This window comes from Paenibacillus sp. FSL H8-0261, from assembly GCF_045040645.1.
Classification (GTDB): domain Bacteria; phylum Bacillota; class Bacilli; order Paenibacillales; family Paenibacillaceae; genus Paenibacillus_AQ.
This window is the reverse complement of sequence record NZ_CP150297.1, coordinates 6,365,769-6,391,520: the sequence shown is the minus strand read 5'-3', so window position 1 is coordinate 6,391,520 and position 25,752 is coordinate 6,365,769. Positions and strand designations below refer to the sequence as shown.

General features: G+C 43.8%; 19 protein-coding genes. 17 read left to right on the top strand and 2 right to left on the bottom strand.

What is annotated here, in order from left to right:
* Positions 1-53: 53 nt before the first annotated feature.
* The 7 genes from MHI27_RS28550 (at position 54) to MHI27_RS28520 (ending at position 8,919) form a co-directional block, all read left to right on the top strand.
* Complete coding sequence (locus tag MHI27_RS28550) at positions 54-1,340, top strand: acetylornithine transaminase (RefSeq protein WP_405175166.1); 1,287 nt, start codon at positions 54-56, stop codon at positions 1,338-1,340.
* Complete coding sequence (argF, locus tag MHI27_RS28545) at positions 1,337-2,305, top strand: ornithine carbamoyltransferase (RefSeq protein ID WP_341059311.1); 969 nt, start codon at positions 1,337-1,339, stop codon at positions 2,303-2,305. The genes MHI27_RS28550 and argF overlap by 4 nt, the downstream gene beginning before the upstream one ends.
* A gap of 292 nt (positions 2,306-2,597) precedes the next feature.
* Complete coding sequence (locus MHI27_RS28540; RefSeq protein WP_042192353.1) at positions 2,598-3,833, top strand: argininosuccinate synthase; 1,236 nt, start codon at positions 2,598-2,600, stop codon at positions 3,831-3,833.
* A 93-nt stretch (positions 3,834-3,926) separates the two neighbouring features.
* Positions 3,927-5,342 carry an argininosuccinate lyase gene (argH, locus tag MHI27_RS28535; protein ID WP_405175165.1) on the top strand — a complete coding sequence of 472 codons (1,416 nt, stop codon included), beginning with the start codon at positions 3,927-3,929 and terminating at the stop codon, positions 5,340-5,342.
* Positions 5,343-5,488: 146 nt separating this feature from the next.
* Positions 5,489-6,688 (top strand): phosphoenolpyruvate hydrolase family protein, encoded by a 1,200-nt coding sequence (locus MHI27_RS28530; protein WP_405175164.1) that lies wholly within the window; start codon positions 5,489-5,491, stop codon positions 6,686-6,688.
* A 150-nt stretch (positions 6,689-6,838) separates the two neighbouring features.
* The gene (locus MHI27_RS28525; protein WP_405175163.1) at positions 6,839-8,047 is read left to right on the top strand and encodes a Tm-1-like ATP-binding domain-containing protein; all 1,209 of its coding nucleotides are present in this window, start codon (positions 6,839-6,841) and stop codon (positions 8,045-8,047) included.
* Positions 8,048-8,088: 41 nt separating this feature from the next.
* Positions 8,089-8,919 (top strand): phosphoenolpyruvate hydrolase family protein, encoded by an 831-nt coding sequence (locus MHI27_RS28520; RefSeq protein ID WP_405175162.1) that lies wholly within the window; start codon positions 8,089-8,091, stop codon positions 8,917-8,919.
* A 103-nt stretch (positions 8,920-9,022) separates the two neighbouring features.
* Here the strand turns inward: MHI27_RS28520 and MHI27_RS28515 are convergent, their stop codons facing one another.
* Positions 9,023-9,811, bottom strand: coding sequence for an alpha/beta hydrolase (locus tag MHI27_RS28515; RefSeq protein ID WP_405175161.1), 789 nt, complete (start codon positions 9,809-9,811; stop codon positions 9,023-9,025).
* 188 nt (positions 9,812-9,999) lie between these two features.
* Here MHI27_RS28515 and MHI27_RS28510 point away from each other — a divergent pair, with 188 nt between their 5' ends.
* Genes MHI27_RS28510 through MHI27_RS28500 form a run of 3 tightly spaced genes read left to right on the top strand, consistent with a single transcriptional unit; the run spans position 10,000 to position 12,870 of the window.
* Positions 10,000-10,551: a prepilin-type N-terminal cleavage/methylation domain-containing protein gene (locus MHI27_RS28510; RefSeq protein WP_405175160.1), complete on the top strand. Its 552-nt coding sequence runs from the start codon at positions 10,000-10,002 to the stop codon at positions 10,549-10,551.
* Entirely contained in the window at positions 10,535-11,071 is a 537-nt protein-coding gene (locus MHI27_RS28505; RefSeq protein WP_405175159.1) for a PilW family protein, read from the top strand. The genes MHI27_RS28510 and MHI27_RS28505 overlap by 17 nt, the downstream gene beginning before the upstream one ends.
* A 14-nt stretch (positions 11,072-11,085) precedes the next feature.
* The gene (locus tag MHI27_RS28500; RefSeq protein WP_405175158.1) at positions 11,086-12,870 is read left to right on the top strand and encodes a hypothetical protein; all 1,785 of its coding nucleotides are present in this window, start codon (positions 11,086-11,088) and stop codon (positions 12,868-12,870) included.
* Between the two features lie 56 nt (positions 12,871-12,926).
* Here the strand turns inward: MHI27_RS28500 and MHI27_RS28495 are convergent, their stop codons facing one another.
* Positions 12,927-17,546 carry a DUF5057 domain-containing protein gene (locus MHI27_RS28495; RefSeq protein ID WP_405175157.1) on the bottom strand — a complete coding sequence of 1,540 codons (4,620 nt, stop codon included), beginning with the start codon at positions 17,544-17,546 and terminating at the stop codon, positions 12,927-12,929.
* 375 nt (positions 17,547-17,921) lie between these two features.
* Here MHI27_RS28495 and MHI27_RS28490 point away from each other — a divergent pair, with 375 nt between their 5' ends.
* The 7 genes from MHI27_RS28490 (at position 17,922) to pilO (ending at position 25,589) form a co-directional block, all read left to right on the top strand.
* A complete protein-coding gene (locus MHI27_RS28490; protein WP_094871955.1) occupies positions 17,922-19,586 on the top strand; it encodes a GspE/PulE family protein in 1,665 nt (554 codons plus the stop codon).
* Positions 19,587-19,629: 43 nt separating this feature from the next.
* A complete protein-coding gene (locus MHI27_RS28485) occupies positions 19,630-20,679 on the top strand; it encodes a type IV pilus twitching motility protein PilT (RefSeq protein ID WP_405175156.1) in 1,050 nt (349 codons plus the stop codon).
* Entirely contained in the window at positions 20,679-21,884 is a 1,206-nt protein-coding gene (locus MHI27_RS28480) for a type II secretion system F family protein (protein WP_405175155.1), read from the top strand. Before MHI27_RS28485 ends, MHI27_RS28480 begins: the two co-directional genes overlap by 1 nt.
* A 169-nt stretch (positions 21,885-22,053) precedes the next feature.
* The gene (locus MHI27_RS28475) at positions 22,054-22,521 is read left to right on the top strand and encodes a type II secretion system protein (protein WP_405175154.1); all 468 of its coding nucleotides are present in this window, start codon (positions 22,054-22,056) and stop codon (positions 22,519-22,521) included.
* Between the two features lie 89 nt (positions 22,522-22,610).
* Complete coding sequence (locus tag MHI27_RS28470; RefSeq protein ID WP_405175153.1) at positions 22,611-23,360, top strand: prepilin peptidase; 750 nt, start codon at positions 22,611-22,613, stop codon at positions 23,358-23,360.
* A gap of 14 nt (positions 23,361-23,374) precedes the next feature.
* Positions 23,375-25,000, top strand: a complete 1,626-nt coding sequence (pilM, locus tag MHI27_RS28465; protein ID WP_405175152.1) for a pilus assembly protein PilM — start codon at positions 23,375-23,377, stop codon at positions 24,998-25,000.
* Complete coding sequence (gene pilO, locus MHI27_RS28460) at positions 24,984-25,589, top strand: type 4a pilus biogenesis protein PilO (RefSeq protein ID WP_341146557.1); 606 nt, start codon at positions 24,984-24,986, stop codon at positions 25,587-25,589. The genes pilM and pilO overlap by 17 nt, the downstream gene beginning before the upstream one ends.
* The last annotated feature ends 163 nt before the right edge of the window (positions 25,590-25,752 follow it).

Here is a 25,752-nt window from a genome sequence, read left to right as displayed (position 1 = left end):
AATTAGAGGTGCAGCCTGGTACACAGGAGCACAAGGTGGGAGAGTGACTTAGAATGAGCAAGCTTACACAAGCGGAATTGGATTCGCAAGCAGGGGCACAGCAGACCGATACAGTAGGATCAGGTACACCGGATGTTGCAGCAGGCAAGCTGAGCGCGGTATTCCCTTCTTACGCCAGATATGATCTCAGCTTAGTTAAAGGCAAAGGCACTTGGGTATGGGATGATAAGGGCAATAAGTATCTTGATTTCACAAGTGGATTAGCTGTGACCAGTCTAGGTCATGCTCCTGAAAAAGTCGGTGCGAAGCTGAAGGATCAGATTGATACGCTCTGGCATGTCTCGAACCTGTTCCATATTCCTGGACAGGACAAAGTTGCAAATCTTTTGACAGAAAATAGCTGCGCTGATCAAGTGTTTTTCTGCAATAGTGGGGCAGAAGCGAATGAGGCTGCAATTAAGCTGGCTCGTCGTTACCACCAGAAGATTAAAGCTGTGGATCGTTATGAGGTTATCACATTTGAACAATCCTTCCATGGACGTACATTAGCCACACTAACAGCTACAGGTCAGCAAAAGGTAAAAGAAGGATTCCTGCCGCTTCCAGCAGGCTTTAAGACGGTACCCTTGCATGATCTGCCAGCGTTAGAAGCTGCTATCGGGGATCATACCGCTGCTATCATGCTAGAGATGGTGCTTGCAGAGGGTGGCGTGCTTGAGGTAGAGCCTGAGTTTTTGAACGCTGTAGTGGCACTGTGCAAGAAACACGGATTGCTTCTGATTGTAGATGAGGTACAGACAGGTATGGGACGTACAGGCAAGTTGTTCGCTCATCAGCATTATGGAATTGAACCAGATATTTTCACTTTGGCTAAAGGGATTGCTAGTGGGTTCCCAGCGGGCTTAATGCTTGGCAAAGGGTATTTGCGTGAAGCATTCTCACCTGGCAGCCATGCGTCCACCTTCGGAGGAACACCGCTTGCAACAGCGGTTATGGCAGCGACAATTGAAACGATGCTGGAGGATGAGCTTCCACAACGCGCTGAAGAAATGGGTAAGTACCTGACAGGTCTTTTGAAAGAGAAGCTGGCGGACTGTTCTTTTGTGAAGGATATCCGTGGTAAAGGACTGTTGATCGGGATTGAATGTCAATCACCAGTGGGCGATATTGTTTTGGCTGGACAAAAGAAAGGCCTGTTGTTCGTGACAGCGGGTCCTAATGTCCTTCGCTTACTGCCTAATCTATATGTAAGTAAAGAGGAGATCGACCAAGCGGTAGACATCGTCTCCGAACTCATTCATACTTATGCTAAACAAGCAAACGGGGAGGTAAGCTCATGAGTCAGGGCGTACAGAGTAACAAGCACACCATTGCGCAGCAGCTGAAAGGCCGTGATTTACTGGAGCTGAACGATTACAGCCCGGAGGAAATTACGTATCTGATTGATTCGGCGATTGAGCTGAAGAAGAAGCAGAAGAATGGCGAAGAATTTCAGCCGCTGAAGGGGAAGACGATTGGACTTATTTTTGAAAAATCCTCTACTCGTACGCGTGTATCGTTTGAAGTTGGAATGTACCAGCTGGGAGGGCATGCCCTTTTCTTGAGCAAAAATGACATTCAGCTTGGACGCGGTGAAACGGTTGGAGATACAGCACAAGTAATGTCACGTTATCTTGATGGAATTATGATCCGTACCTTCGGTCATGACAAAGTTGAGGATCTAGCTCGTTACGCTTCTATTCCAGTAATCAACGGTCTGAGTGACCTGGCACATCCTTGCCAAGTGCTGGCGGATTACCAAACCATTTATGAGCACAAAGGAAAGCTCAAAGGCCTGAAGCTGGCTTACATCGGCGATGGCAACAATATGGCGCATTCTTTGATGATTGGTGGAGCCAAGCTGGGTGTTGATGTATCAATCGCTGGACCAGAAGGTTATGAGCCGGATGCAGCAGTTGTAGCAGAAGCCCGTGAGATCGCTAAAGAAACCGGAGCTAAGATTGTGGTTACTAACAGCCCGCAAGAAGCTGTACAAGACGCTGACGTCATCTACACCGATGTGTGGGCGAGCATGGGCTTCGAAGAGGAGCAAAAGGCGCGTGAAGCGGCATTCAAGGACTATCAGGTCAATGAGGAGCTTGTAAAAGGCGCGAAGAGCGATTATCTCTTCCTGCACTGCCTGCCGGCCCACCGTGAGGAAGAGGTTAGCACAGGCGTGATTGACGGCCCTAACTCGGTCATCTTTGATCAGGCTGAGAACCGCCTGCATGCGCAAAAGGCTTTAATGGCTGCGCTGATGAGTTAAGGAATTTAAATAATATAAAATATAAATCACTATATAAATTGAATTAATGTTGAGCGAAGTTAGGTTTTGGACGATGGAGTAATGGAGCGGAATTTTTGGAACTGTAGGAGCGTAGCGTTCGCCTTTATCATCAGATTTCATCCGCATAATGCGGTTTGAAATAAAAGAAATCTGATGATAACAGCGACCAGAAGTCCAAACATTCCGCGTAATTATGATTAATCGTTAAAGTGCTAGCGAGAGCACGGTTATTTTAATTTATGTAGCCCACACGAAAGGAAGTTGCCACACCATGGCTAAAGAAAAAATTGTACTCGCCTATTCCGGCGGACTAGATACATCCGTTATTTTGAAATGGCTTAAAGAAACTTATGATGCTGAGATCATCGCCTTCACAGCCGATATCGGCCAAAAAGAAGAGCTCGACGGTTTGGAGGAAAAAGCACTAGCAACCGGCGCATCGAAAGTATACATCGATGACCTGCGCGATGAGTTCGCTAGCGACTTCATCTACCCTATGTTCCAATCCGGCGCGCTTTACGAAGGCCAATACTTGCTCGGAACTAGTATTGCTCGTCCGCTAATCGCTAAGCGTATGGTGGATATCGCCATCGCTGAAGGCGCTACGGCTATCGCGCATGGCGCGACAGGTAAAGGTAACGACCAAGTGCGTTTTGAACTTGGCGTAGCTGCTCTTGCACCAAACATTAAGGTGATTGCACCTTGGCGTCTGGAAGAGTTCCGCAATCAATTTCCAGGCCGTGCGGAAATGATCGCTTATGCGGAAGCTAATGATATTCCGGTACAAGCATCTGCAGCGAAGCCGTATTCGATGGACCGTAACCTGCTGCATATCAGCTATGAGAGCGGCGTATTGGAAGATCCTTGGTTCGATCCAAGTGCACCTGAGAACAAAGGAATGTTCCTACTGAGCAACGCTCCAGAGGATGCTCCGGATGAAGCGGAATATTTGGAACTCGATTTCGTTAAGGGAGACTGCGTAGCGCTGAATGGTGAGTCCTTAAACCCACTTCAAGTGATGGAGAAATTGAACGAGCTAGGCGGAAAACACGGTATCGGACGTGTGGATATGGTTGAGAACCGTTTTGTCGGCATGAAGAGCCGTGGTGTGTATGAGACTCCGGGTGGAACAATCCTGTTCGTCGCTCATCGCAAAATGGAGTCCATCACGATGGACCGTGAAGTGATGAACCTGCGTGACAGCCTGATCACTCGTTACAGCACTTTGGTGTATAACGGTTTCTGGTTCGCACCAGAGCGTATTGCACTGCAAGCTCTTGTAACACAGAGCCAACAAAATGTAACAGGTACTGTTCGTCTTAAACTGTACAAAGGCAACATCATCGGCGCTGGAGTGAAGAGCCCAGTCAGCCTGTACAACCCTGAAATTGCAACGATGGAAGCTGATCCTACACAAGCTTATGATCAAGGGGATGCAACTGGTTTTATCCACTTGAACGCATTGCGCCTTAAGGTTTCTACAGGTGTAAATGGAGCTTCGAAATAGAACGATAACATAAACTTAAACGGGCATTCCGAAGGCCGTTCCTCCCGTCAGGATAGGAGCGGCCCTCTGGCGTCCAAGAGGAGGAAACTACAGGTGAGCAAGCTTTGGGGCGGAAGGTTTACTAAAGGAACAAACAAGCTGGTGGAGGAATATACGGCTTCCATTGGATTTGATAAGGCTTTGGCCAAAGAGGATGTGCAAGGCAGTCTGGCGCATGTCACAATGCTGGGCAAATGCGGAATCCTTCCACAAGAAGATGTGGAGACGATTAAGCAAGGTCTGAACAAAGTATTGGACAAGGTTAACGCTGGAGAGGTTGTTTTCTCCGTAGCGGATGAAGATATCCATATGAATATTGAAAAACATCTGATCGAGGAAATCGGTCCAGTCGGAGGTAAGCTGCACACAGGACGCAGCCGTAATGATCAGGTGGCAACGGATATGCACCTTTACTTACGGGGGCGTGTAGTTGAGCTAGTTAGCTTGCTGCATGAATTGCAGGAGGCTTTGATCGAGCAAGCCAAAGACAATGTGGAGACGATCATCCCTGGTTATACGCATTTGCAGCGGGCACAGCCGATCCTGTTTGCTCATCACTTGTTGGCTTACGTATCAATGTTCCGCCGCGATGCGGAGCGTTTGACAGACAGCTACAAACGGATCAACGTTCTGCCACTCGGGGCAGGTGCGCTTGCGGGAACGACCTTCCCGATCGACCGTCATTTTGTAGCGGAGCAATTGGGCTTTGACAGTGTGTATGAGAACAGTCTGGATGCTGTCAGCGACCGCGATTTCATCGTTGAGTTTTTGGCAAATGCTGCGCTTGTTATGACTCACCTATCCAGACTCAGTGAGGAATTGGTGTTGTGGAGCAGCACGGAGTTCAGCTTTGTGGAACTGGATGATGCTTTCTGCACAGGTAGCAGCATTATGCCACAGAAGAAGAACCCGGACGTACCAGAACTGGTACGGGGCAAAACAGGCCGCGTTTACGGCAACCTGATTGGCTTGCTGACCGTGCTGAAATCACTGCCACTCGCGTACAACAAGGATATGCAGGAAGACAAAGAAGGCATGTTCGATACCGTTACTACACTGACTGGTGCACTGCAATTGTTCGCGCCGATGATCTCCACCATGAAGGTGAACAAGGGGCGTATGCGTGAAGCCGTGAACACGGACTTCTCGAATGCTACGGATATCGCCGACTTCTTGGTAGGCAAAGGTCTTCCTTTCCGCCAAGCACATGAAGTAATCGGAAAAACAGTGCTCTACTGCATTAACGAAGGCAGGTTCCTGCTGGATCTGACGCTGGAAGAGTTCAAGCAATTCTCGCCGCTGTTCGATGAGAATATCTATGCTGTTCTTCAACCGGAAGCTGTAGTTAACGCCCGTAACGTTTATGGCGGCACAGCCACCGTTCAGGTGAAAGCTGCAATCGAACGCGCGGAGCAAGCACTGCACGAAGCTAATGAATGGGTTGTACAACACGGTGACGCTATATTGTAAACCGTATTAATACCAAATCTTGCCTCAGACTTTTATAGGTCGCAGGCGAGATTTTTTTTATCTAAAGGGGCTCTAATTACAACATGACTGGATTCGCAGTGTTCTTTACGGTTATCCTTAGAGTAGGGATAGGAGGGTGCGTAAGTATGAGTAGAGAGCAAATCCTAGACGAGCTTAGATCCCAATTAGATCTGGGGAATCACATTATTGGAGTAGCCACAGGTGCGGGAATAACGGCAAAGTATGCGAAGCAGGGTGGGGCAGACTTCCTTCTGATGTTAAATTCGGGTAAATTCCGGCAGATGGGGAGGAGCTCTCTCGCTGGGATTTTGCCATTTTGTAATAGCAATGACATGGTGATGGACTTTGCGTCTAGGGAAATCATCCCTTTGGTAAGAGATATTCCTATTATTTTTGGACTCAATGCAACCGATCCGACAAAAGATATGGAGAGCTATATCAGTGAAATAAAGAATAAGGGATTTTCCGGAATTAATAACTACCCCACAGTTGGATTAATAGATGGTCAATTTGGAGAAGCGCTTGAAGAAGAAGAGAATGGTTATCTACTCGAAGTAGAAGCTATAAGAATAGCTCACGAAAAAGATTTGTTTACCATTGCTTTTGTATTTGACGAAATCCAAGCCGCTCAGATGATCGAGGCAGGAGCAGACATTATTTGTGCACATTTAGGCTTAACCGAAGGGGGATTATTAGGAGCAAAAAAAGTATTCTCTCTGGAAGCTGCCAAGGCTAAGGCAGACAAAATTTTTAATACATGCAATGCGCTAAAGCCAGATTTAATTAAATTGGTGTATGGTGGTCCCGTGAAAACGCCAATTGATGTGCAGTATATGTACAGTAATAATCAAAACCTGATGGGGTATATCGGGGGCTCTGCTTTTGAAAGAATTCCCTCGGAGAAGTCCATTACGAATATAACCAAAGCTTTTAAAGTGTCGGGGACGCTGGATGAAGATGATTTTATGGTCAAAATGTTAGATGGCATCACAAAGCACTATGATTATGTTGAATTTGTAAAAGAATACATTGCGCAAAATTATAGGAATGAGATCTTGTTTGCAGATTTAGCTAAGGTGGCGCATGTTTCCCGAAGTTACTTAAGTAGTTTGTTTACCAAAAAAGTAGGCTGCAGCTTTCAAACGTATCTCGTGCAATTTCGGATGGATAAGGCAGCGGAAATATTACATAGAGACCATATCCAGTTATCTGAGCTGGCGCCATTAGTTGGATATCAAGATTATGCGCAGTTTAGCAAAATGTTCAAGAAGTACAAAGGTTTCTCTCCAAAACAATATAAATCTAACATAAACACAAAAACATAAGACATAAAAGCGTTTTCATTCATAATTCAAAGAAGTATGATTAACTCATAAGTTGATCATGCTTTTTTGAAATATAAGAAAGTATAAGTTTCACATTATACATTATCCTTATATTTCTCCTTGTAGATATTTGAAGAGGAGGTTGAAGAAATGAAGACGATTGCCATTGCCGGAACTTTTGACACCAAGGGTGAAGAATATCTCTACATTAAAAATTTGCTGGAAAGCTTGGAGCTAGGTACGTTTACGATTCATACGGGTGTGTTTGAGCCCACCTTTACACCGGATATCTCCAACCGAGAAGTAGCAGCAGCCGCGGGTGTAAGTATAGATGAGCTCGTTGCCAAGAAAGATAGATCATTAGCGACAGAATTATTAGCCAAAGGTATGGAAAAATTAGTACCTGAATTATATAAGCAAGGCAAATTTGATGGAATTATCTCCTTTGGGGGCACTGGAGGGACTTCACTTGTAACCCCTGGTATGCGGGCATTGCCTATTGGTGTACCAAAAGTGATGGTTTCGACCGTAGCTTCAGGGAATACTGCTCCATATGTAGGCACTAGTGATATTGTCATGATGCCATCGGTTGTAGATGTTGCTGGACTGAACTCTATTTCAACAAAGATTTTTACCAATGCAGCCTTCGCCATCGCCGGTATGCTTAAATTTGAGAATAAACAAGTGATAGAGAAAAAACCATTAGTAGCTACAACCATGTTTGGGGTAACAACCCCCTGTGTGACGGCAGCCCGTAATTATCTTGAAGCTAGAGGATATGAAGTGCTTGTATTCCATGCAACAGGTGTAGGCGGCCAGTCCATGGAAGCGCTAATTGAGGCTGGTTTTATTGAAGGCGTATTGGATCTGACGACAACAGAATGGGCGGACGAAATTATTGGTGGTGTGCTAAATGCTGGACCTCATCGGTTAGAAGCTGCTGGAAAACATCATATTCCACAGGTGGTATCGGTAGGCGCGCTTGATATGTGCAACTTTGGCCCTTATGATACGGTACCCGAGAAATTTGCTGGACATAAGTTCTATAAGCATAACCCTACAGTTACTTTGATGAGAACCACGGTAGAAGAAAATGAAGCCATCGGTAAGAAGCTTGTCGAGAAATTAAATATGGCCAAAGAGAAAACGGTTTTAATGTTGCCTCTTAAAGGGATATCCGGCATTGATGTTGCAGGGGAAGCTTTTTATGGCGTAGAGGAAGATCAAATGTTATTTGATACCTTGAGAAATGGTGTGAATAGAAATGTTGTCGAGGTTATCGAAATGGATTGTGCCATTAATGATGTAGAGTTTGCAGAAGCAGCAGCGCAGAAGCTAATAGATCTCATGAGCAAATAACACTAACACAGAACATTTTAATAATGATGGAGGCGTTACACATGAACAAAAATACAAGAACAGAAATCATGGCGAAGTTTAGAGAAGAAGTAGCAAATGGAAAGATTCTTTTAGGCGTGGGAGCTGGCACAGGGATTACTGCAAAAAGCAGTGAAGCTGGCGGGGCGGATATGCTGATTGTTTATAATTCAGGAAGATACAGAATGGCAGGTCGTGGATCACTCGCGGGGTTATTATCTTATGGAGATGCCAACCAAATCGTAGTCGAAATGGGCTCTGAGGTTTTACCTGTTGTGAAAAATACTCCCGTATTAGCAGGCGTATGTGGAACGGATCCTTTTAGAGTGATGGAGGTTTATTTAAAACAACTTAAGGAACAAGGTTTCAGTGGCGTACAAAACTTCCCAACAGTTGGTTTGATCGATGGCGTATTCAGACAGAACCTTGAAGAGACAGGGATGGGGTATGGTTTAGAAGTAGATATGATTAGAGCAGCGCATGAATTGGATATGCTCACAACTCCTTACGTATTTGATCCTGAACAAGCTAAAGCTATGGCAGAAGCAGGCGCAGATATTTTGGTGGCACATATGGGCTTGACTACCAAAGGTACGATTGGAGCTAAAACAGCTCTTACATTGGATGATTGTGTAGAAAGAATTGAAGCGATTATTAAAGCAGGGAAAGCAGTAAATCCAGATATTATGGTGATTTGCCACGGTGGACCGATTGCTGAGCCAGAGGATGCGGCGTATGTAATTGAACGGACAGAAGGTATAGACGGATTCTTTGGTGCATCCAGTATTGAAAGATTTGCTGCTGAAAAAGGGATTACGGAACAGACAGGATTATTTAAAAGAATTACAAAATAAAAGGTTGAAGACAACAAAAGAACCCTCCGAAGAGGGCTCTAAGATAGAGCATATATTAAGGTGTAGCTTATGGCTGCACCTTTTTCTTGTCTTTTCAAAGCAGTTAATTGCTCTTCAAAGGCAACCATGCCAGCACATCGCGGATTTTGGCATCCCAATAGCCCCATTCATGGTTGCCAGGACCTTCATCGTAGGTGAAATCAAGGGAGGTTGCCCGGCATGCATCGCGGAATTTCAAGTTATCTGTGTACAGGAAATCTTCTGTGCCACAACATTGATACAGCGCTGGTTTCGGTCCCGTGGAGCGGTTCGCTTCTTCAAGCAGCCATAGAAGGTCTTCGGGCGTACCGGCGATATCTTCTGTTCCGAAGATCATCTCGTATTCTTTGGTTTTGACGGTAGGATCTTCCCAGTTCATAAAATGATGTGCCATATCGAGTGCTCCCGACAAACTCGCTGCTGCTGCAAAAGATTCGGGTTTACGCAGTCCCAGCTTGAACGCCCCGTAACCACCCATCGATAGTCCAGCTACAAAGTTCTCCTCACGTTTATCTGACAGTGGAAAAAACGAGCGCGCAAGCATCGGCAGCTCTTCACTAATAAAGGTCCAATAACGGCCGCCAACTGCCATATCCGTGTAGAAACTGCGATGTACATTCGGCATAACTACAGCTATTCCCATCTCTGCTACATATCGTTCTATAGAAGTCCGGCGAAGCCAGATCGAATCATCGTCTGACAAACCGTGCAGCAAATACAGCGTAGGGTGAAGTTCACCTCTAGTTACGTTGCTCATCCCGATTTGTGTGGTTGTTTTTTGCGGCAAAATTACAGTCATTGAGGTATTCAATCCTAGTACTTCCGAATAAAATTTGCACTCTATTAAAGCCATTTCATCCATCCCCTCTCTTTCCAAATGATAGCACATAGCAAAAGTGTGAGATATTGTAGAAATATCTGAATTATAAGGGTTTTGAGGATTGCTGTAGCTGGATATGAGAGAATATAATGGAAGTAGAAAATTAAGGAAAAAACGTGCAAATATGAAAGCATTCTCGTAGGCGGGAGGAAGAAAGTAGGATGAAATCAGGCCTAAAGCAGGAAAAAGGATTTACATTGATCGAAGTGCTGGCCGCTATTGTGATCTTATCGATAGTTTCACTGGTACTTACGTCTTACTTTACAAACGCTATGAGTTACTCTAAATCGAACCAAAACAAGACGATCATGGTCAATCTGGCGCGGAACGCGCTGTTTTATGTGGAGAAGCAGGATTTTGATAAAATGAAGGAATACTTTAAATCAGAAGAGAACAATTCGCTAGAAGCATCCAAATGTCAAAAGGTTATCGATGCAGACGATTCTGTGAAATGTGAAGACTATAGACAACTCGTTGAAGATACTACCATCTTAAATCAGGTTTTAAACCCTTCAATCAATGGGGTAAACTATCGAATCGATATTGAGTACCAGCGTAAGTTACATAAAGAAAGTTTAAGTGATTTGGATAAAAAGGATATGGCAGCATATCTATTGCCGGTATTGGTAAAAGTCAGCAGAGTGGATTCTTCTAATGGACCTCAGACCCAATCTGTTGTGGAGGGATATATTACCGATGAGAAAATTCGTTAAGCTTCTCCGCAGAGAAGGTGGCTTTTCATTAGTAGAGTTGATTGTAGCGTTATCATTATTTACGGTGGCTGCTGGAATTATTTCAGGGATCACGATGTTAGGCTTACGCAGCTATCATAAAATATCAATTGAAAACTCTCTACGGGATGAAGGTGATTTGTTGATGTCATCCATTATTACGGAGTTATATACATTTGCACCCGAGAAAGTTACCTCGGCGATCACCCAAAATAGCGAAGAGACGGATAGCTACATTACATTAGAACGGCAAGACGGTATGAAGTCGCGAATTCAGATTGCCAATGGAGTTCTTACGATAGCTAACCCCGATGTAATTAATCCTCCAGAGGACGCAAGAACTACAATTCATTCCAAGTTAGCAGAAGGATCCAAAATTATTTTAGAGTGTCAGAATACCGTTCCGTGTAAAAGTGGTCTGATTTCGATAGATTTATCTCTGGTACAGAGCTATGCGGGAAAAGATTACCCATTAGAATTAAAAAGTACATTCGGATTCTAGGAGGAGTAGAAGAGATGAGAAACCCTAATGAAAGAGGGTCGGCTCTGGTACTGGTTATGTTTGTTGCTCTTCTACTTACCATACTTGGACTAGCTGTACTTGGGGCAACGGTGGGTGGTGCACAGCGAACGGAGACAAGAGAGAATGATGTACAAAGCTTACACTTAGCGCAGAAAGGCTTGGATGAAACGGCTGCATATATACAGACGAAGCTGGATGGTCGGAAGGATATTGATCCTGATCATATGGAAGATGAGATTAAAGATATTGTCTTAGAGATCAAAAACAAAATGGTTGTGGATAGTTATGATGTAAGCACAGATTTATCAGGGGCAGGTGGAACGATCAAGAGTATTGCCTATGAGAAAAAAGATGGGCAAAAATATTATATTAATATAGCTGCCGAAGCCACCGTGAATGGTGTGACAAGACAATTAAAACAACAAGTTGTTATTGATACCTATCCTGATTTTCTGAAGTATGCTTTTGGTTCGGAGGGAACTTTGACGCTAAACGGAGCACCCGCAATTCATGGGAATATTTATGCGGGTGAGAAGCTAGTTATTAGTGATATAGCTAACTATAAATATAAGGGACTAGATTGGCTGTATAAACAGACTCAATACCCGAGAGTAGAGAAAAATCGCACTAGCGCTGCATCTACGGAACCTCTGCCTGAAGTGCATGTACAGTCGCTAGAAAGGATAGAGTATTCGGGGAACGGAGTAGTAAATGCGGCAGTAAATAAAACTAATGCTTCAACCATTCTTCCGAGTATTCTGGGAATTACTAAAGACCAAGTGTTCTTCAAATCGCAGAAAAAGTTCATTCAGATTAATGTGCAGGAATCGTTCGCAGATAAAGTGGTGGAAGCGACAAGCTTGGTAGGATCAAAGGCTGAAATTATGCGGGCTATTGAAAACGGCAGCCTGGGTAACTTCTTAAGTACTATAGCATTGGAAAGATTACCGGATGCTAATCCACCTTTTATTAAACCTACATTAGAAAGCAATCCAACAAAAGAACAAACAGATGCTTACAATCTTGCAATAGCTGATTACGAGATGAAGGTAAGGGTGTATCAGAATAAACTTTTGCTTAATCGGACGGAGTCCGCAATCTATAATAGTGATTTGCTCATTGATGGAATCGAATACAAGCAATTGACGTTTAGTGATGAAGCCAAGATGGGTACCTCTTCTGGCAAACCGAAATGGCTCATTGTGAATGGTAATCTGGAGATAAACAACTATAACTCAGAGCGTTCTAACTTTCTGAATATTCAAGCTAATATTCTGGTTACAGGGAATGTTACGATTAGAGGTCAAGTGAAATTCAATTCCACTATGTTTGTGTTAGGGACAACTACAGTAGAGGATGCTGTCATTCAAGGTCTTGGTGCCAAGGAATTGGTTCTAATTTCTCAAGGGAATGTACTCATTAACCGAATTGATGCTTTTAGTAATCCGCCTGAGGCATCTAAACAGGACGAGTTTTATATGAAAGCTTTTTTTTACACGGATAGTAATGCTGATCTTTACGGAGTTGGGTCAATCTTTTGGCTGAATGGAGGCTTCTTCGCTAAAAAGGATTTAACTGTAAATGCTGCGCTTGGTGAAGTGAAGGAACCTTTAACTCCAGCGGAGGGCTTCGAGGATCAAGGATCAGAACGATATCAAATGGGTCATCGCTTTCAAATCCAATATAACAAGGATGTTTTTACGCATCAGCAGTCCAGTCTCCCGCGTGTACAGCAGGTCAATGTAACGGTTGGACCTTTGGAGCTTGTAAGTCATTAAGCTGTGCTGACAAGATAATAAGGAACCCTTAAGCGAATGCTTAAGGGTTCCTTATTTTAGTATCGATCACCACTATTAGTAGAGTCCGTTACTTTGACTATAATTGTAGCAGTTATTGCTGCTTTACCGGGAATACCAGAATCATAGGTCACTGTAATGGTGGCTGATCCCTTTTTGACACCTGTAACAGTTCCACGGGTATCCTTTTTGGCTCCATTATCGACACTGGCGATTGCAGAATTGTCACTGTCCCAATTTAAGTTATCTTTGATCTGGCCGATCGAGATGGAGGTTGGGAATGCCCATAAAATATCGGTTAGCTGAAAATGATGACCTACCTCAATAGTAATGAACTCATCCCTGAAGCTTAATCCTGTCAGATCAACGATGTTAATAGTATGTGTTGTACTAATGTTACCGGAGTAGACCTTAATTTCCACACCTGCTCTAGCGGTATTCCCAGCCTTTACCGTAACTTTAAAACCATCCGCAGAAGGCGTGAGAGTAGCCAAATTGCGATCAATATCTTGTACAAAATCCCAGGTTAGCGTTGATTCATCTGCATTGGAAGGAGTCCTAATTGTTGCTTCTAAATCAATCTGTCCCCCTACCACAACCGTCGTTGGACCCGTAATCGACAGATCAACTAGTGGGTTAGTGATTGTGATTCGCTTCGTCGCAGTGATTGAATCACGATTACTAGAAGTAACCGTAAGGCTTACTTCGTAGATTCCTGATTGTGGAACACTGAAAATCTGCTTGCTAGGATCATTCGAATACTTTGGGTCGATTGTCATTGCATTAGCAACAATGTCTCCGGTATCAACTTTAGTGACGGTCCAGGCATACTGTGAAATTGCAGATTCTTGATTGTTAAGATTTCCTTGTGAATAGACTCCACTAAAGGGAATATCCTTATTTACTCTACCTGAGTCAGCTCCATCAATTATTAATGAACGATCACTTCGTTTGTCTTTTACAGTTATAGTTGCTGTAGCTGAAGCACTGCTGTTGCCCTCAGCCCTCACAGTAATTTTAGCAGTTCCAACGGCTAAGCCCACAATATCACCGCTGCTAGGATCTACAGACACATTAGATGCGTTATCTGTTGTCCAAGAGAATGCAGAATTACTTAAATCAGAAGGCGTAACGATTGGGATTAGACGGTGGCTCTCATCTAAATAAATTGTTTTGTCATGCAATTCCAGAGACGTAATCCAATAGTCAGCTGTAAAGGTTAAGTTCTCAAATGAAAGCGTAGTACGCGCAACAGTAGGTGGTGATGGGACTGTTGGGACTGGAACAGCTAATGGATAGATTTCCGCTGGTAAATTGCCCGTAAACGGAATATGGAATAAAGTCGCACTTCTCATAGTCATTGATGCGCTTATGATTGTCCCATATACTTGTCCTCCATCAAAGTTTATAGCGGATCTTGGTGCTAGAATGGTTCCGTATACATTGGCTTGTGAAATCCGTATAGGTTTAGAGCCTTGGAAATTAAATATTACACGAGTTCCGTCACTTCCAAGAGGGAAACGAAGGAATGGCTTTTCTGTACCGTCATCTATAACATTAACAATTATAGTTGATCCTTGCGGTACAGTAAGGTTTGAACTCGTAAGCTTACTTAACTTTGATGCAGTGATTTTAACAATATTGATTGGTGAGTTCCCTGACACAGTGAATGTTCCTGAATTTTCATCTGCATTTGATGAAGTATTAGGAACTAGTTTAGCGATGGCATCAGAGAGTGCATGGAGATAACTCTCCTGCTTACTGAAATTCAGAAGTTCTCCATAAGAGATGGTACCATTTTGAATAGAGCCATTTCTTTGATCTCTGACTGCGCCCTTAACTAGTACGTTTCCATACACCGTACCTTCTGGGAGATGAATATCTCCGCCGGTGACTACACCATAGGGTACTGCATTTTTATATTGGCTATTTACATCAATACCAGCGTTGTTAAAGTTGATTGTCCCCCCTGAAGCAATTGGTCCCATGATACTTCCTCCGTTAAGTGAAGTGCCCTGAAGGGCAAAGGAGTTATATTGGTTTGTAATTGCTAGTGGTGATATCGCGTGGATATCGACATAACTAAGTTTGGAATTATTTAAGATGTAGGTTTGGGTCCTGATCGGTTTAACTGTGATTTGGAACGTTATAGGTTGCTCAGGCTCTGGTTTATAGACCTTAGCTCCGTTCTCTGTTTTTAATGAATAAGTAATATTATTTAGATTATGTGTCAGTGTATACCCGCTCGTAACATTCCCTGTGACAACCATGCCGGCAGGGAGTTCTTCTTTAACGATCTCGAGGTTAGGTGGAAGCGTCTCGGCAAATACAATATCTGATATAACCTGTGTGGTGGAGCTTTGGTTGGCCGTGCTTATTTTATCAAAAGGTATTCTCTTTGGAGTAATAGAGTAGCTTATCTTGAGCGGTTCTCCTTTTTTTACGATCCCAGTTGCATGGTCCCCTGTTGCATCATTTTTGGGAAGAGATCGTGTTACGCTCAAGTTAGGTTCCACTTTTTGGACATTTACTCTGATTGTTTTGCTTGAGAGCGCACCACTTGGGTCCCAAGCTTTAATTTCGATGTCGAGTATGCCCCCTTCTGGAAGCGGGTTGTTAACCTCTCTATACATTTTTTGTCCAGATTTGATGTTTGTTCTGCTTATTTCAATATTGGAGATGTAATTGCCTCCCGATTTGAATCGGACTTCGGTTGTCAGGTCACGATCATTAAAGTCCAAGTCAGTAACGGAATAGTCTACAAGTATTGTATTTTGATAAGAAGGAATGATTGATTCATTAGTTGGCGTATGCACAGTAATGTCAGGAGCATGATTGGCACCGATAAAAGCTCGATACATAGTATTAACGAATAGCTTTTGCTCCCATTCAGGGAATTTCTTTAGATTGCTCGGGATATCCGAAACTCCAAAAAAGTGACCGGTACCTGAGTACGTTATATTACCCTTGGAGTATGTGTAATATTGATTCCAGCTATCTTCGATATCACGTTGGTATTGATTGTATTCTCCATTCGGCTTAATTTTGGTGCCTTCAGGCATGCTCTCAATGTTATACCAGGAGACTACCTCAGAGTCTTCTAGATTAAGAGTAAAGTACTGGTTATGTGTGGGTGCAATTTGTGGTTGAATGATATCGATTTGCTTGTTATTTTCATCTCTCTTACTCAGATAAAAAGGGTATTGCATCAGAAGTCCGTCATTCACTGGTTTTACCTTGGTAGATAGGTTGATAGCATTATGACCTAAGTTGGTTTCAGGATCCATTTGGTCTGTGATGCTTTTGAAATTATTGACCCAATCCTTTTTCCCAGAATCTAGATTGATTACAGTATCATGTGTGAACAGAATGCTCTGTTTGAAGGTATCAGTAAATTGTTTTATGGCGTTGATCGCATTAGTGTTTAAATTAGATTTCTTGTAGTATTCGTCAACAAAACCAAAGATGAGCATGTCGTAGGTACCGTTAAGTCCGTAGCTTTGTTTGTTTGATGAATTATATTGAGCATTTACATATTCGTTGAATTCCTTCATTGTTTTGTACTTAATATCGAGCTTGTAATCAGGCTTATCCAAAAATGACTGATCCATATTGTTAGCATATGTGAGATTGCTTTCCGTTAAAGTATCAGGCATGACTTGAAGAATATTTACGATGGTCTTCTCGCCACGGTAACGAATGACGCCGCTGTCGAAGTCTTTTAGTTGCGTATTGTGATAATCATTGACCTCTAGCTTCCAGTACAGTAATCCAGAGTACGTTTTTGGCAAAGTATATTCTATACTCCCACTGGAGGCACTAATCTCAGTTTCAGCAACGAGCTGTTTGTCTCCCATTTTGATAGATTTATCGAGGCCAATATACAGCTTGACGGACAGCGGAGCGCTTTGTTGTGGAGTGGCTGTGAGATTAAAGTTAAAAGAAAGCTTTTCTCCAGGAACATAGATATGGCTATTAGCTGTATTAGAATCGTAGTTAGGAATTCTGTTTGTAATTTGCAGACGGGGGCGTTTTTTGAAGTCGTTTATGTAAGTAGAATTTTGTTTTTTTAAGTCGGCGAAAATATTCGAAAGTCCAGTATCATCAACGAATTTAACCTTTGGGTTAGAGGAGGAAGTACGGTAACTGTTAAAAGCTTGGTACAGAATGCCTTGTTCTGGCTGTGGTCTATTGCTCTTGTCTATAAAGGGCTGGCTATGAAAAATTACATAAAGACCCTTATTGATAAACTCCTTCGTAATTTCATCCGCTTTAAGCTGAGTGATATCATTCTTTACGCTCTTGGTATCCAGTGCCCTTGCTCGATTTTCTTCTGAGGCGGGTTGCTGATTACTCACTTGTGTTGGGCTATAGGTCCCCTTCCCAATATAAATCGCATCATATCTTCCATCCAAATCATCCCGCAGCGCCACAAAGCGCTTCATACTCATGGTATCCACTGTGAAGTTAGATAATCCTGCTTTTAGAGATGTTAACTCGCTGCTTCCACTATCCGTAATTTCAAGCATCCGTATTTGGTAATCATTTGAACTGGCTTCTACATTCATGAAGTGATTTTTGAGTGGCAGAACAAGCAGAAGGAGAAGCAAGATCGTTACTGTAAAAAGATAGATCCGTTTGTTACTGGCAAATTTCATGGTCATCTCTCCCTGATTGTTAACTATTGGTAGATATGGTCGAATTGTATGTTGTATATGCTAGTTTCCGACAGCTTTCTCAGCTGATTTTGTTGTAAAATTATCCAATCTATGTTATATACATTCTAGGACATTTAGCATTGATAGACAACATAAATCTATTGAAATATACCTATAAATTTATTACTAAAGTCCCAAGTCTATTGAAAAATACGCTAGTTTGACAAAAAAGATGAATCCGTAAATATGGAAAAAATAATTTTCGTATTTTGCAGAAATAGAACTGGTAATTTATCTTTGGTTATTCCTAGTATTATCCATTAATGAGGTCAGTGTAAAAGTATAACCAATAACGGCATACGGAGCTGAACGGACATGGCCATCGCCAAAAAGAGACTTGGAGATTTGCTGGTAGAAAATAATATTATTTCGCAGGAACAACTGCTTGAAGCACTTGCGGAACAGCGTAAAAGCAAGCGTAAGCTTGGCGATCTGCTAATCTCTCAAGGCTATATCACGGAGCAGCAGCTGATTGAAGTACTTGAATTCCAGCTCGGCATTCCGCATGTCAGTTTATTTAAATACCAGATTGATCCTGCGATCACGCAGATTATTCCTGAAAGTATGGCAAAGCGATACCAAGTACTTCCCTTCTTAAAAGAAGGCGGTAAGCTGATGGTTGCGATGGCCGATCCGCTGGATTATTTTGCGATAGAAGATTTACGAATGAGTACAGGGTTCCGGATCGAGCCCGCTATTTCCACTAGGGATGAGCTGCAGCGGGCGATTGCGCGTCATTATGGCATGCGTGATTCTATGAATCAGATGTTAGTAGAGCTCCCGACACAGGAAGAAATAGAAGAAACGGAGATTACAGACGAAGACTCTCCAATTGTTCGTTTGGTCAACCAGATGATTCAGCAGGCTGTTGCTCTGCGGGCGTCTGATATACATATGGATCCAGGTGAGAATAATCTAACGATCCGCTACCGCATTGATGGAACCTTACGGACAGAGCGGATTATTCCTAAGCAGATGCAGGGCTTTATCACTGCTCGTCTGAAAATAATGGCCCGACTGAATATCGCAGAACGACGTTTGCCACAAGACGGCCGAATCAAAATGCAGTTTGATTTCAAAATGGTAGATATTCGCGTGTCCTCATTACCTACGATGCACGGGGAGAAGATTGTACTGCGGTTGCTAGATTTGAGTACTGGGGTTAAATCTGTAGATGCTTTGGGATTCAGTGAGGGGAATGCGGAAGCTTTTAAGGAAATGATTGCTCGTCCTTATGGAATTCTGCTAATCACTGGACCTACAGGTAGTGGAAAGACAACGACTTTATATTCAGCGCTGAATCAACTCAATGTAGAAAGTGCAAATATTATCACGGTTGAAGATCCAGTGGAATACCAGCTTGAGGGTGTAAACCAGGTGCACGTAAACTCGGCTATCGGGTTAACCTTTGCCGCGGGATTACGTTCGATTCTTCGGCAAGATCCGAATATTGTAATGGTCGGTGAGATACGGGATGCGGAAACTGCTGAAATTGCGGTTCGTGCCTCATTAACGGGTCATCTAGTGTTGTCTACTTTACATACAAATGATGCCATTAGCTCGGTCTCTCGATTGCGAGATATGGGGGTAGAGCCTTATCTGATTGCCTCTTCACTAATTGGCGTGGTAGCGCAGCGGCTCGTTCGCAAAATCTGCACCGACTGCAAAGAAACCTACAAACCGTCTGAGCAGGAAGCGATTATGCTACGTAGCTTGGGGTTGCCAGCGGATGAACTACATCGTGGCCGAGGCTGCGGTAGCTGTAGCAGTTCTGGTTATCGAGGCCGAATAGCGATTCATGAGGTACTCAGCATTGACGATCATTTGCGGCAGCTTATTACGAACACTGCTTCAGTAGAAGAACTCCGTATCGCAGGCAAAGCGCGTGGACTTGTTCAACTGATGGATGATGGCTTACTCAAAGTTAGTCAAGGGATTACAACGCTTCAAGAAGTAATGCGCGAAACGGTCTCACATTAGGGTCTTTTAGGTGTTTTTCATTTTAAAATAGGGGGAGCAGCGGATGCCAACGTATACGCGGGACATTAGACAGCTTTTGCAGACGGCATACTCCTCCAAAGCTTCCGACTTACATATCTCTGTAGGCTCGCCTCCGGTGATACGTATGAATGGAACACTTCACCCACTTGAGAGTACACCAGTAACAGTCGATGAAGCTGCAGAAATGGCGGAAGCGCTGCTTGGCAGTGAAAGAAGCGAAGTGTTTCGGAATGCAGGCGAGGTGGACTTCTCTTATCCGCTGGATGGCGGCGTAAGATTTCGGGTGAATGTCTATCGTCAGCGGGGTGAGATTAGTATTGCTGCCCGGGCAATTCCAGCAGAGATTCCGAGTCTAGAACAGCTGTCGATGCCTCCAATTTTGTCCACTTTGTCACTTAAACCACAGGGTTTAATACTAGTTACAGGGCCTACTGGCAGCGGTAAATCCTCTACGTTAGCAGCTATGCTGAATTACATTAACAAGACCGAAAGCAAGCATATTGTGACACTTGAAGATCCTATAGAATTTCTGCATAGTCATGGAACCTGTCTGGTGGATCAACGTGAAGTGGGCAGCGACACAGCTAGCTTTGCGAGCGGACTACGCGCCGCATTACGTCAGGATCCGGATGTTATTCTCGTTGGAGAGATGCGGGATCTGGAGACCATTACAGCAGCAGTTACTGCCGCGGAGACAGGTCATCTTGTGATGGCAACCTTACATACAACAGACGCACCACAGACAATTGATCGAATTATTGACGCTTTTCCGGGTCATCAGCAGGGGCAGATCCGTTCACAGCTAGCCTCAGTACTACTGGCAGTTGTCAGTCAGCGGTTGTTTCCAAGGGCAGGAGGACGCGGGCGGATATGTGCAACAGAAATCTTAGTGAATACACCTGCCGTAGCAAACCTCATTCGTACCGAAAAGACACATCAGATTAAAAATGTGATGCAAACCGGACGCTCGCAAGGTATGCATACATTGGATATGAGTATCCGTGAGTATTTATCACAGGAGCTCATTCACCCGGCTGCAGCAAAGGCATTTATGGCGGAGGTGAATAGCTGATGCCTCTTTTTGAATATCAAGTGAAGACAACCGCAGGCAAGTCCATTAAAGGAAAGCTAACCGCAACAGATAAGTCTACGGCCATGGAGGAGTTACGCAAACGGGGCCTTACGGTTTTCTCGCTGATCGAACGCAAAACAACGATTCTATCCATGGATATTTATATCGGTAATCCAGTTAAGCCACTTCATTTCATCATTTATTGTAGGCAGTTTGCCACGCTTATGCGTGCTGGAGTGTCGATTGTAGATGCAACGCGTATTTTGGCAGAGCAGACTGAGAGTAAGCCTCTACGCAAAGCACTTGTGGAAGTCAATTCAAGCCTGATGCGCGGGATCTCGTTCTCACAAGCCGTTCAGGATCATAAAAAAATCTTCCCGCAGCTATTCGTCAGCATGATCCGTGCCGGAGAGGAATCCGGTGATATTGAGGGGACGCTCGACAGACTGGCCATGTTTTTTGAGAAGCAGCATTCCACGACGGAGAAAATCAAATCAGCGCTTACTTACCCGATTACCGTCGGGGTTATGGCAATTGGAGCGGTTATATACCTCCTCTGGGCTATAGTTCCACAGTTTGTAACGATGTTCGACTCGATGAATGCAGAGCTTCCGGCAATTACAAAGATGGTACTGGCACTTAGTAAAAGCATTCAAGGTCAATGGTATTTCTGGATACTCGGAGTTCTCCTCCTAGTGATAGCTTTTCAGATTACAAAACGCACAGAAAAGGGTGCCTACGCGCTCGATTATGCCAAGCTGAAGATTCCGGTGTTCGGCAAGCTGAATCAGAAAGGCTCGATTGCTCAGTTTACGCGAACTTTTTCATCTCTATATGCCAGCTCAGTTCCGATCCTGCAATCTTTGGTGATTGTAGAAGAGGTAGCAGGAAATAAGGTCATTGGGGGATTTATCCGTAGTGCAGGAGATTCGCTGCGACAAGGAAATCCACTTTCTGAACCTCTGAAAAAAGCCTGGGTTTTCCCACCGCTTGTTACACAGATGATTGCGATTGGCGAAGAGACAGGGGCGCTCGACACGATGTTGTCTAAGGTAGCTGATTTCTATGAGATGGACGTAGAAAATACCGTTGATCGTCTGAAGTCACTACTTGAACCTTTGCTGATTGCTTTTTTGGCCGGTGTTGTAGGTGTGATCGTGGCCGCTATTATGCTGCCGATGTTCAGTCTGTACGGTAATATGTGAACCTTGCGGTTCCTTGTAAATATTGAGAGGGGTGACGCCCGAGGGAGCGGGGCAGGGCCACAGATCTTTTGCTGGCGCTGGACAAGGAAGGATCACTAGTGTAGTTGGATTCACTGAAACAAAAAAATATAGGCCTTATTATCACACACCACTTAGAGGGGGAAATAAAATGTTAGCACAAGCCATTAAGAGAAGATTGAGCAAAGAGGAAAATCAAAAGGGGTTTACGCTAATCGAGTTATTGGCAGTTATCGTTATTCTGGGGATCATTGCAGTTATTGCGATACCTTTGATTGGGAATGTAATTAATAATTCGAAAAAAAGTGCAGATGTTGCTACCGCACGCCAAGTGTACGATGCAGCTAGATTATATGTTATTGGTGTGAAAAATGGTGAATTTGCAACTGCTGGTAAAGTGTTAATCAAAGATATTCAAAAGGAGGGTTATTTAGATAAGACATACTTACCTAGCGATAAAAAAGAAATCACTTCAGGATTCGTATATTTTAATGCAAAAGGACAATTAGATAACACTGCTGAAACGGGTAAAACGGATGCTGTTACTTTGGAGACAGGAAGTGAGACAGCAGATATTCATGAATTCAGTGCCGACAAAGTCTTAAGTGCAAAAAACTAGTGGTATTTTAGTAGAATAATAGTCTATCCCTAAAGGAATCGGACTTCCCGATTCCTTTTTTAAAATCCAGAAGTTAATAGAGGACATCCATGACGATATTCATCGCAAGTTACATCACATTACTGGGCCTGACTCTAGGCTCCTTCTATAACGTAGTGGCACTGCGGGTGCCAGCTAAGGAATCCTTGGTTAATCCACCGTCACATTGCCCGAACTGCAATACGCGGCTAAAGGGGCGGGATTTGTTTCCGGTGATAAGCTACATGCTGTCAGGTGGCAAGTGTCGTTATTGCGGTACAAGGGTGTCGCCTTTATACCCGCTAGGAGAAGCGGCAACGGGTTTGCTTTTTCTATGGGTGTACTTACAATTTGGCCTGACGGGGAAGGGAATCCTCGGGTTCGTGTTTGTGAGTTTAGCGGTTATTGTGACGGTTGCGGATTTGAAGTACATGCTGATTCCGAACAAGGTATTGCTATTCTTTTTGCCGATCCTGCTTATTCTTGTATTGCTCTATCCAGAGGGGCCGTTATGGCATCACTTGCTGGGAGCTGTGCTTGGGGGAGGGGCTCTTATCCCCTTTGTTCTGTTTGGAGGGATGGGTGCCGGGGATGTGAAGCTATTTGCGCTGCTGGGCTTGGTGATTGGATTTCCAAATGTGATTTTGGCTTTTCTGATGGCTTGTCTGCTTGGAAGTGTGGTCGGAGGACTGCTAATGCTGCTCGGAATCATCAAACGCAAACAACCGGTTCCTTTTGGACCATGGTTAGCAATAGGGGCTTTAATTAGTTACGGATATGGTTCAGACATCATTGGCGCGTATCTCTCGCTCATCGGATAGGAGGACATCGACATATGCTTGGATTAGGCCCTAAAGTGGCCGGACTTTCAATTGAAGCTACCGGAATTCGTTATATTAGTTTTAAGAATAAACAGTCATGGGAAGTTCGCAAAAAACGGTATCTCCCGCTCCTTCCAGGCATGATCATAGAGAATCAGGTGGCGGATAGCGAGGCGCTTTATGATCGTGTAAGGCAGTGGGTGAGGAAGGAAGGGTTAAGGGGCAGCAAGGTTTCCTTGTCGATTCCACCTTCGCAGATCATTATTCGCAAAATGAGTATCCCAAGTACCAACGATAAGCAGGTTGAACAGCTCGTAAAGCTCGAAGTGGAGACGGGGCTGCATTTGCCATTTGAAAATCCTGTTTATGACTATGTGACGCTCGAAGTGGATGAGGAACATAGCCATTTGCTTGTATTTGCCGCTCCGCGGAAATCGATACAGGATTATGTAGAGATTTTGGAGCGTGCGGGTCTTCGAATAAGCAGTGTTGAAATTTCGGCTACCGCCTTGGCGCGAAGTATAGCAACTGGACATGGGGAAAGCTTTGCGGAAACGATGCTGATTAATCTAGAGCCATCCGTCATGGACGTTTATATGTTCAGAAATGGTAATCCGGTGTTCATTCGTACGATTAACTTGCTTGATCTGCATAAAGGTCGAAATGTTGCGGCATTGGAATTTATGGTAGACAGCGAAGTTTTGGCAGAAACAGCAGTTGCTGTGGAAGAGCAATTATCACCGGAACAAATGGTGGAGATTACTGCGGAAATCTCGCGGATGCTCAGCTTCTACCAATATAGCTTGCACGATGGCTCGACTCGTATCAAAAACTTAGTTATAACAGGTGTCCCTTCCATTCGTAAACAGCTAGATCTAGAGCTTCAGCAGTCGCTGGCAGAACTCGACATTACACCGATAAGCCTAGACCAGATGGGTAAAGATGCTGTATCTGATCTTAAGTTAAATGATTACCGAGTAGCGGCCGGGACAGCTCTAAAAAGCACGATCAGCGTAGACACGATTGACCTACTGCCAAGAGAAGATCGGGAGACGTTATTATTCCCCTATGTGACCATGGGTCTTGTGGCGATCTGGCTGGTGGGAACGATTGGGACGGGGATTTATTTTTCGGCTAATAAGGGTCAAATCTCTAATGGTAAAGAGGAGCTGCAAGGCTTGCAGGATCGCAGTTTAATGCTGCAGGTAGAGCTTGGGAAGCTTAAAAACAGTGGACCTGGGCAGTTAGATCGGAAGACGGCAATCGCAGAGATTCAGAACAATAAGGTAATTGCTGTTCCTATTCTAGATGAAGTAGTCGCAGGGCTGCCGCAGGGTGCTTTTATCCGTGACATTAACTACACCTACCGGACATCAATTGACCTGACTGTAAATGTACCTACTATGGTAGATGCCTCTAACTATTTAAGACAGCTGCGTCAGATGTCCTTCACGGTGGATGCTTCTATTTCGAAGCTGACCGAAGGGACTGTGGATCAGAGTGCGGGGCCAACGAATGCAGCCACTTCCTTAAATATGTATACAGCCATTTATAAAGTAAACTTATTAGCAAATCATCAACAGACAAATGGAACGGATGAAAGCCAAGAGGAGGTGAACAGCGATGGAACAGTTCAATAAGTATCGCTCTCCAATCGTACTGGGTGTATTGATTTTGTTCTTGATGCTGTTTGCCTTTTATATGCTGGGTGTTCAACCGACAAATAAAGAAATATCTGCACAGAACGCCGAGATCAGACAGCTGGAAAAAGAAGCAGAGATTCTTCAAACTAAAATTAATGAACTAAAAAGCAGCGCTACTTCTTTAGATTCCGAACAACAGGAACTTCTGGCAGCACTCCCGAAAGGCGATGACAGCGAAGGCTTGATTGATGATCTACGAGCGGTTGGGATGTCCTCACAGGCACGCTTAAAGGATGTCAGCTTTATTTTGGATGAGGCTAATCCGATTCAGCAAATGACTGGTTCGGCTGAAGTGCTGTTCCCGACGGTCAAACAAGTTAAAATGACTGCTGTAGTAGAGGGCACCTACACAAGCATACGGCAGTGGATGGATGAGCTACAAATACTGGCCCGTATTGTGAATGTAGACTCGTTTAATTTCCAGCAATCCTATGAAGAGCGATCTAAGGATAGTCCTGAAAGTATCTTGACGGCTAACGTAGCTTTCACAGCTTATTATGAGGTTGCTACTCCATCTTCGAATTAGATCTCTAACCGTTGTAATAAGACTATTTCACGACTCCACTTTTCCTGTAAATCAGGAGGGTGGATTTTTTTCTTTACTATAAAATATAAATGCGTTTTCATTCCTCTGTTTATTGGGTATTTTAGCTTGCGGGGTGCATAAGCTGGAACAGTGGCTATCGCCT